10 protein-coding genes, 11 tRNA genes and 1 rRNA gene are annotated in these 8,401 nt (G+C 39.6%); 1 reads left to right on the top strand and 21 read right to left on the bottom strand.

The features are described from left to right. The 13 genes from LJC66_RS01095 to LJC66_RS01035 all read right to left on the bottom strand — a co-directional run. Positions 1–102, bottom strand: a 16S ribosomal RNA gene (locus LJC66_RS01095); the annotation flags it as partial. An 81-nt stretch (positions 103–183) separates the two neighbouring features. Continuing rightward, a tRNA-Gly gene (locus tag LJC66_RS01090) sits at positions 184–257 on the bottom strand. 4 nt (positions 258–261) lie between these two features. Then, positions 262–338 (bottom strand) — tRNA-Arg (locus tag LJC66_RS01085). Positions 339–427: 89 nt separating this feature from the next. Next, positions 428–513: transfer RNA gene (locus LJC66_RS01080), tRNA-Leu, on the bottom strand. Between the two features lie 22 nt (positions 514–535). After that, positions 536–618: transfer RNA gene (locus tag LJC66_RS01075), tRNA-Leu, on the bottom strand. Between the two features lie 12 nt (positions 619–630). Then, positions 631–703: transfer RNA gene (locus tag LJC66_RS01070), tRNA-Lys, on the bottom strand. Positions 704–707: 4 nt separating this feature from the next. Then, positions 708–782, bottom strand: a tRNA-Gln gene (locus tag LJC66_RS01065). A 10-nt stretch (positions 783–792) separates the two neighbouring features. After that, positions 793–868, bottom strand: a tRNA-Asp gene (locus LJC66_RS01060). 28 nt (positions 869–896) lie between these two features. Continuing rightward, positions 897–972: transfer RNA gene (locus LJC66_RS01055), tRNA-Val, on the bottom strand. Between the two features lie 24 nt (positions 973–996). After that, positions 997–1,071, bottom strand: a tRNA-Glu gene (locus LJC66_RS01050). Positions 1,072–1,080: 9 nt separating this feature from the next. Next, a tRNA-Ser gene (locus tag LJC66_RS01045) sits at positions 1,081–1,171 on the bottom strand. Positions 1,172–1,174: 3 nt separating this feature from the next. Further along, positions 1,175–1,249 (bottom strand) — tRNA-Asn (locus tag LJC66_RS01040). 134 nt (positions 1,250–1,383) lie between these two features. Next, positions 1,384–1,833 carry a SprT family protein gene (locus LJC66_RS01035; protein WP_230931658.1) on the bottom strand — a complete coding sequence of 150 codons (450 nt, stop codon included), beginning with the start codon at positions 1,831–1,833 and terminating at the stop codon, positions 1,384–1,386. 109 nt (positions 1,834–1,942) lie between these two features. Here LJC66_RS01035 and cmpA point away from each other — a divergent pair, with 109 nt between their 5' ends. Continuing rightward, on the top strand, positions 1,943–2,059 hold the full coding sequence (gene cmpA / locus LJC66_RS01030; protein WP_013055014.1) for a cortex morphogenetic protein CmpA: 117 nt from the start codon (positions 1,943–1,945) through the stop codon (positions 2,057–2,059). Between the two features lie 57 nt (positions 2,060–2,116). Here cmpA and LJC66_RS01025 read toward each other — a convergent pair whose 3' ends face one another. From LJC66_RS01025 to LJC66_RS00990, 8 genes are all read right to left on the bottom strand, one after another. Further along, positions 2,117–4,291 carry a Tex family protein gene (locus tag LJC66_RS01025; protein ID WP_230931657.1) on the bottom strand — a complete coding sequence of 725 codons (2,175 nt, stop codon included), beginning with the start codon at positions 4,289–4,291 and terminating at the stop codon, positions 2,117–2,119. An 84-nt stretch (positions 4,292–4,375) separates the two neighbouring features. After that, positions 4,376–4,981, bottom strand: a complete 606-nt coding sequence (locus LJC66_RS01020; protein ID WP_033580804.1) for a PP2C family serine/threonine-protein phosphatase — start codon at positions 4,979–4,981, stop codon at positions 4,376–4,378. Next, the gene (gene sigB, locus LJC66_RS01015; RefSeq protein WP_013055011.1) at positions 4,981–5,775 is read right to left on the bottom strand and encodes an RNA polymerase sigma factor SigB; all 795 of its coding nucleotides are present in this window, start codon (positions 5,773–5,775) and stop codon (positions 4,981–4,983) included. Before sigB ends, LJC66_RS01020 begins: the two co-directional genes overlap by 1 nt. Then, positions 5,741–6,226: an anti-sigma B factor RsbW gene (gene rsbW, locus LJC66_RS01010; RefSeq protein WP_013055010.1), complete on the bottom strand. Its 486-nt coding sequence runs from the start codon at positions 6,224–6,226 to the stop codon at positions 5,741–5,743. Before rsbW ends, sigB begins: the two co-directional genes overlap by 35 nt. Further along, positions 6,223–6,555, bottom strand: coding sequence for an anti-sigma factor antagonist (locus LJC66_RS01005; RefSeq protein ID WP_013055009.1), 333 nt, complete (start codon positions 6,553–6,555; stop codon positions 6,223–6,225). Before LJC66_RS01005 ends, rsbW begins: the two co-directional genes overlap by 4 nt. Positions 6,556–6,614: 59 nt before the next feature. Then, positions 6,615–7,625, bottom strand: a complete 1,011-nt coding sequence (locus tag LJC66_RS01000) for a PP2C family protein-serine/threonine phosphatase (RefSeq protein WP_013055008.1) — start codon at positions 7,623–7,625, stop codon at positions 6,615–6,617. 13 nt (positions 7,626–7,638) lie between these two features. Further along, positions 7,639–8,040 (bottom strand): anti-sigma regulatory factor, encoded by a 402-nt coding sequence (locus LJC66_RS00995; RefSeq protein ID WP_013055007.1) that lies wholly within the window; start codon positions 8,038–8,040, stop codon positions 7,639–7,641. A gap of 3 nt (positions 8,041–8,043) precedes the next feature. Next, the gene (locus LJC66_RS00990; RefSeq protein ID WP_013055006.1) at positions 8,044–8,400 is read right to left on the bottom strand and encodes an STAS domain-containing protein; all 357 of its coding nucleotides are present in this window, start codon (positions 8,398–8,400) and stop codon (positions 8,044–8,046) included. Position 8,401: the final 1 nt, after the last annotated feature.

Below are 8,401 nucleotides of genomic sequence, written 5' to 3'. Positions count from 1 at the left end.
CGCTAACGTCATAGAAGCAAGCTTCTAATCAGTTCGCTCGACTTGCATGTATTAGGCACGCCGCCAGCGTTCATCCTGAGCCAGGATCAAACTCTCCGAAGAAATGTTTGACTTGCTCATTTAAAAAATAAAATTTAACGTTGACGTTTGTCGCTTTGTTCAGTTTTCAAAGTTCAATATATTTGGAGCGGGTGATGAGAATCGAACTCACGACATCAGCTTGGAAGGCTGAGGTTTTACCACTAAACTACACCCGCAATATGGCGCGCCCGAGAGGAGTCGAACCCCTAACCTTTTGATCCGTAGTCAAACGCTCTATCCAATTGAGCTACGGGCGCTTCTTATGATGTTTACCGCCGTTGTTTTGGCGACTTTATTATAATATCATTTCTGTTTTCTTATGTCAACACTTTTTTAAAAAGTTTTTTGGTGCGGCCGAGAGGACTTGAACCTCCACGGGGTCGCCCCCACTAGGCCCTCAACCTAGCGCGTCTGCCATTCCGCCACGACCGCTAAATACATAAAATGAATAAGATGCGGGTGAAGGGACTTGAACCCCCACGTCGTAAAGACACTAGATCCTAAGTCTAGCGCGTCTGCCAATTCCGCCACACCCGCAAGAAATGAAAATGAGCCATGAAGGACTCGAACCTTCGACCCTCTGATTAAAAGTCAGATGCTCTACCAACTGAGCTAATGGCTCTTTATGGCTGGGCTAGCTGGATTCGAACCAACGCATGACGGAATCAAAATCCGTTGCCTTACCGCTTGGCGATAGCCCAATAATTTAAATGGCGGTCCCGACGGGAATCGAACCCGCGATCTCCTGCGTGACAGGCAGGCATGTTAACCGCTACACCACGGGACCATCCAAAATTATGTATAAAACAGTCAAATGGTGGAGGATGACGGGATCGAACCGCCGACCCCCTGCTTGTAAGGCAGGTGCTCTCCCAGCTGAGCTAATCCTCCACAGAATATGCAAATGAAAATCAATGGTGACCCGTACGGGATTCGAACCCGTGTTACCGCCGTGAAAGGGCGGTGTCTTAACCGCTTGACCAACGGGCCATTATAAAATGGCGGAGAAGGAGGGATTTGAACCCTCGCGCCGCTTACACGACCTACACCCTTAGCAGGGGCGCCTCTTCAGCCACTTGAGTACTTCTCCATATGGCTCCACAGGTAGGACTCGAACCTACGACCGATCGGTTAACAGCCGATAGCTCTACCACTGAGCTACTGTGGAATAATATTTATCAGACTTCTTACATTGTAATCGACATTATATGTAATGTCAATAAGTTTTTGTGATTTCTTTACCGTTCATTTGAGACGGCTTTATTAATTTATCATAATCAATCTATTTTAGTCAAGCATCTTCTACATTTTTTTTAATTTACCTTTACACTTCCCACAAACATATTTAACCGTGTTCACTTTTCTTTTTCGAACATATTTTTGCTCACACTGCATACATACATATATGTGCTCTTTTTTCTTTCCATCACTTTCTTTTTTCAATGCCTGACAAAATCGGGGGGCACCTACTTCTTTCATTAGGCTTTTAAAGTCTTGATCTCCATGCTTATACCCTTTCCCCTCAATATGCAAATGATAGTGACAGAGCTCATGTTTAATGATTGCTACTATTTCTTGTCTGCCATATTGTTCAAAGTATTTGTAGTTTACTTCTATATTAGATGTACGTAATAAATACCTTCCACCTGTCGTACGTAAACGAGAATTAAAAGTGGCTTCATGACGAAATGGTGTGTGAAACAGCTTCAATGAAATTTCTTCTACAAGTATTTGTAAATCCTTATCATTCATCTTATATACTCCTCCACTGTATGAAATCACCTGACTAGCTCTTTGGGCATACACTTCATTACATACTCACTATTTACCTTATCATAAATGAAAAGGAGTGATTGTCCTTATGCCAATGTGGCTACAAAAACAAATGAGGCGCGCTTATTCTGAAAAAGACCGTGCACAAATAAAATTGCTCAATCAATGTTGGTTTTTTTATCAAAAAAATAACTCCGCTTCTTAAATCACTTCTTTTTACAAATAAAATTGCCTTTTCAGAAAATCTGAAAAGGCAATTTTATTATTGATGGGGTGGAATCATCGTCAGTGCGACTCTTCCTTTTTTCATATCTACTTCTTCTACCCACACATTCACCAAATCTCCTACTGAAACGACATCGAGGGGGTGCTTAACGTACCGATTCGTTAATTTAGAAATATGGACTAGACCGTCTTGCTTAACTCCTATATCGATGAACGCTCCGAAATCTACGACGTTTCGCACAGTACCTTCAAGCTGAATACCTTTGGCAAGATCTTCTAGCTTCAAAATATCCTGACGGAGCAAAGGTTTTGGCAGTTCATCACGAGGATCTCTTTCGGGCCTTACGAGCGCTTCTATAATGTCTTTTAAAGTAAGCTCCCCTATATTTAGTTCTTCTGATATTTCGGGTAAAGAGATATGTTTTAATGCTTCTTTTACTTTCTCCGTTCCAAGCTCAGTCTCTTTCACTTCCGCCTTCTTTAAAAGCTTTTTAACGTCTCCATATGTTTCAGGATGGATCCCCGTCCTGTCTAAGGGTTCTTCACCTTCTATAATACGTAAAAACCCAATACACTGCTCATACGTTTTAGCACCTAAACGCGGAATTTTCTTTAACTGTTTTCGGTTAGAGAATTTTCCGTTTTCATCACGATATTTTACAATGTTTTGAGCAACTGTCTTATTTAGACCAGCAACGTATTGTAGAAGGGAAGCAGAAGCCGTGTTTGCATTTACTCCTACCTGATTTACTACTGTCTCTACAATAAAAGTCAGTGAATCATTTAATTGCTTTTGAGACACATCATGCTGATACTGCCCTACCCCTACGGACTTAGGATCAATTTTCACAAGTTCAGCCAGCGGATCTTGCAGCCTTCTGGCAATCGATACAGCGCTTCGCTCTTCTACTTGAAAATCAGGAAATTCCTCTCTAGCAACATTAGAAGCCGAATATACGCTTGCTCCTGCTTCATTCACAATCAAATAATAAACTGGGTTTTCAATTTCTTTAAGAACATCCGCTACAAATTGCTCCGTTTCGCGAGATGCCGTTCCGTTTCCGATTGCTACTACTTCAATAGGGTATTCAGCGAACATTTTCTTTAATTTATTTTGCGCTTCAGCTGCTTTTCTCACAGGAGGATGTGGATAAATAACATCAATTTTTAATACCTTGCCCGTTTCATCTACTACAGCTAATTTGCAGCCTGTTCGAAAAGCTGGATCTACTCCTAATACCACCTTCCCTTTCAATGGAGGTTGGAGAAGCAGTTTTCGTAAGTTTTCAGAAAAGATGTGAATGGCTCTTTCTTCCGCTTTTTCTGATAGCTCTTTACGGATTTCGCGTTCAATAGATGGTTCTATTAAGCGTTTATAAGCATCTTCTATAGCCGAGATGATATAACTTTCGGCTGAAGAATCCCTTTTTTTGATTACTTGTTTATGTAAATATGAAAGAATACGATCTGTAGGCGCATCAATACTCACTTTTAAAATACCGTCTTTTTCTCCTCTATTCATAGCTAAGATACGATGAGGAACGATTCGCTTTACCGCTTCTGTATATTCATAGTACATTTCATAGATATTTTTTTCATCTTTTTCCGGATCTTTAACTGAAGTAATAATTATGCCATCTTTTACAGTGGTCGTACGAATCCATTGACGGTAAGATGCTTCGTCAGAAATTTGTTCCGCTACAATGTCTAGGGCTCCCTGAATAGCTTCTTCAGAAGATTGAACTCCCGCTTCTTCATTTATGTATGTTTGCGCTTCATTCTTCACGTCAGAATGTGGAAAACTTAGTAGCCACTGTGCTAATGGTTCAAGACCTTTTTCTTTTGCTACAGTTGCTTTTGTACGTCGTTTTTGCTTAAAAGGGCGGTATAAATCTTCTACTTGCTGCAATTTCTTCGCTTGATGAATTTGAGCAGCCAGTTCCTCAGTTAATTTCCCTTGCTCTTCAATTAATCGAAGAACTTCCTCTTTACGCTCCTCTAAATTCATTAAGTAGTTCCAGGAATCTAAAATATTCCGGATTTGGACTTCATCCAAAGCACCAGTTTGTTCTTTTCTATATCGAGCAATAAAGGGAACTGTATTACCGTCTTCTACTAAAGCAATTACGTTTTGTACTTGCTTCTGTGAAATCTCCACCTCTTTACTTACACGTTGAACAATTTGATTATCTAATTTCGTTGCAACAGACACAGCTTATCCTCCTACCTAAATGAAACTTTGTCTCTATTGTAACAAAACTCACATGCAATAACACATGTGAGCTAAAAAGAAAGGCTATGCAGTTGGAAGATGACCAGCGATATACGTAATATCGTCATTATGAGATCGAATAGCTGCCTGTAGCCGTGTCGACAATTGATCTACATTCATCGAGTTAGCAAAAACAGATTTAATCTCTTTTAATTCTAAGCCATCTGTATGAATCAAAAATTTAGACCCGGAGTCATATGGGAAGGTTTGTGTGCGGAATTTTTGAATTTTCCCTGATAAAAAACCTTGAATTGGCAGAGGATACGTTAATTTCCCCTCCGGAGAATACAGATAAAAGCGGATATTACCTACATTTGTATAATGAAATTCGTTATGTTTTTTATCAATTTTCAAAATAGCTACTGCTGCGCCTCTTGTATGTCGAGTAGCTTTGTTGCACTTAGAAATGATTTCATCCACATCTAGATGATGATGAGCTTTCGCTACATCCGTAACAGCTACAGAAGCGGCTCTGGCTTGTTCACCGCTTCCTAATCCATCTGCCACTGCACATAGAAAATAGTCATCCGTTTCTTTGACATAGTAACTATCTCCACAACATACGTTCCCTTGCTTTGGTTCTTGGTATATATGAGTTTGAATCGACTTTGTATTAGGGTCTACTGTCATCACGACATATACTCCGAATCGTTAGAATCTGAGCGAGCTGCAGTCCTTAGCTTATCAAGCGCTCTTCTTTGCAGTCGAGATACATGCATTTGAGAAATCCCTAACTTCTCACCGGCATCTTTTTGACTCAGATTTTCAATAAAGGTATAGCGAATCACTTCTTTTTCTCTATCGCTTAATACATGAAGAATCTTTTCTAACACTAAACGCTGATCAGTTTTCTCATAACCCGACTCTTGTTCACCTACTAAATCAAGGATTGTCACAGTGCTTCCATCAGAGTCTGCTTCAATGGAATGATCAACAGACAACGCTTGATAACTTTGCCCCATCTCCATCGTTTCTAAAATTTCTTCCTCTGTCACTCCGATATGATCAGCAATTTCTTTCACTTGAGGAGATCGCTGTAAACGGGTTGTTAGCTCTTCGACAGCTGCTTTAATTTTAGGACCTAATTCTTTGATGCGGCGCGGCACGTGAACACTCCACGTTTTATCGCGTAAAAATCGCTTAATCTCTCCAATGATTGTAGGAACAGCAAACGATTCAAAGCTTCTTCCAAATGAAGCATCATACCTTCTAATAGCTCCTAACAGTCCTAGCATCCCTACCTGCACAATATCTTCATGTAAGCTTCTGCCTTTTGAATAACGACGTGCAATAGATTCAACAAGGTTCTTGTAATGTACTACTAGATCACTTTGTGCTTCTTCATCCTGCGTTTTTTGAAAGCGCTCAATTCGTTCCTGAACCTGTTCTTTAGTTAATTTCATAGGTTGAGACTGTGTTTTCATCACTCTCCACCTGCTCTCTTTGCACATACTTAGTCATCATTAGCGTTACACCTTTTGAATTGACCATTTTCACTTCATCCATTAGTGTTTCAATTAAATATAAACCAAGTCCACCTTCAGGAAGAAATTCAACTTCTTTTGATGTTTCATAAGGTCCTATATGTTCCTTAAGCTCTTCAAAATTAAAGCTTTCACCTTTATCGACCACCATGATTTCTAAACGGTCATCAAATAAACCAAAACCTACTCTCACTTCACCATTTTCTTCATTCTTGTAAGCATGCTGCACGGCATTCGTACATGCCTCACTCACAGCAATTTTCATATCTTCAATTTCATCATAAGAAAAACCCATCCGGTTCGCTACACCAGACAGCGTCAGTCGAATAATCGCTACGTAGTCTGGCTTAGCAGGAATCTTCATCTCAACAAAGTCATAAGGCTGTTTCATTTTACGCCACCTTCTACTTGTGAATTCACGTTTAAAATGTCTGTGAGGCCCGTAATATCAAATAAGCGCTTGATGCGCTCTGATACACCAACAAATTTCAAAGAGCCGTTATTTTTCTTATTGGCTTTTAACAATGCAATAAATACACCTAGTCCTGTACTATCCATGTATGATACATCGGTTAAATCGACTATAATTTCCGGTTCAGTATGTTCAGTAATTTCCATGAACTTTTCTTTTAGCTTAGGTGCTGTATATGCGTCAATCTCTCCAGCCAGCTTAATACGATATGCTTGACCGTCCTTTTGTATATCTATTTTTAAATTCATCGTATTAGTAGACCCCCTCTAATTTTGTGCTATCTTTTCTGTACCCTTTTTTAGAATACTTAAACTAAACTCTTCAAAATAATCAATGTAAAGTCATCCCTCAATTGAAAATGCTGTAATTTCTCCAGCTCTTTATATACAGATTCTACAATTTCTTGAGGAGACAAATGCATGTATTTTCGAATTAATTTTATGATGTCCAATCTTTCAATAAATCCTTCTTCAGTTCTGCATTCTGTTACGCCATCTGTTAACAGAACAATCATATCGCCTTTTGAAAGCTGCTGCTCGTACTGAAGATATTTCACATGGCGATCGACTCCTAGCACGAGTCCTTTTGCCTCCAAATCTTCAAATGAATCAGCTTTGGCATCATAATAAAAACCTGGCTCATGCCCTGCAGAAGCATAATCAAATAAGTTTGTCTCGGGATTATAGCTTCCGTAGAACATCGTAATAAACATACTTGGATCTACGTTTCGCTCTACAATATTATTCAAGTTCTCTAATACATAACTTGGATTTTTTCTTGAGTCCGGTAAGCTGTCCATTGCATATTTGATCATAGACATACACATTGCAGCTGGAATTCCTTTTCCGATTACATCGGCAATGGCAATACTTAACCCGCCGTGCTCTTCTTCTACAAAGTGAAAATAATCTCCGTTCATCTGTTTAGCCGGTACGCTAATCGCACCAATTTCTAAAGTTGAACTAGCCGGAACCTTTGTCCCCAACAGCGTCTGCTGGACGTTAGCAGCAACTTCAATCTCAGAACGAAGTTCCCGCTGCTTATTTTTTAATGTTTGATGCTCACGAAGAGCAAGACCGTAGCTAATCATTACCTCAAGTAAAAAGTCCAGAGAATGCAGCACTTTTTCTGGAATATCAGAATAAATTTCTTCAATTACTTCTTTATGAATGCTCACAATATCTTCTGGCGATATTTCATTCTCTAAAGATTTTCTACTTAGTTTTTGTCCTTGATACAAAATTTGTTCATTTTGTGTTTGGATATAGTTCCCCAAAATATCTTTGTATAAATCTCTCATCTCTTTATCAAAAGACATTATCTATTTCCTCCTACCGGAGCCACTTAACTGCTTTAATCTCAGTACCTTCTCCGACATTTGTTTCGATGTCAAACTCATCCATCAATCGTTTTACCCCAGGAAGCCCAGCTCCTAGTCCACCCGATGTTGAGTATCCATCTTCCATTACTTTGCGAACGTCGGGGATACCTGGCCCTTCATCTGTTGCTACGACAAGAAGACCGTTTTTTCCTCCACGATTTAATTTCTCAATATAGATTTGACCCTTACCCGCATATAGGTAAATATTACGAGCTAATTCAGAAATGGCGGTTGTAATACGAGCTTGGTCAACTGTTCCAAACCCTAGCTCTTTCGACACATTTCTACCTAATTGGCGTGCCGCTACGATGTCCCATTCTGTTACGATTTTTACGCTGGATTGGAATTCCATATACTAATCCCCCAATTCCGATTGGAGTTTCTCAAGACCTTTTTCTAAATCGAGTGCAGTAAGAACATCATTTAGGCCAATCCCTAACTCAACAAGTGTAATAGCTACTGCAGGCTGGATACCTGTTAATACTACTCTAGCCCCCATCAAATTAGACATGCTAACCACGTCACCTAACACTTTTGCGATGAATGAATCGATCATATCAATTGAAGTTAAATCGATTACCACTCCTTTTGCTCCAGTTTGATGAATTTTACTTAGCAAATCTTCTTGGAATTGAATAGCCGTTTGATCATCCAGCTCCCATTGAATGGATACCAATAAATAGTCGTACAATTTCAAAATGGGTATTCTCACG

Origin of the sequence: Priestia sp. TSO9 (genome assembly GCF_021029645.1) — a bacterium.
In the GTDB taxonomy this organism is placed as follows: Bacteria; Bacillota; Bacilli; order Bacillales; family Bacillaceae_H; genus Priestia; species Priestia megaterium_E.
The sequence above is the reverse complement of the archived record's forward strand: the minus strand, read 5'-3'. Positions and strand labels throughout refer to the sequence as shown.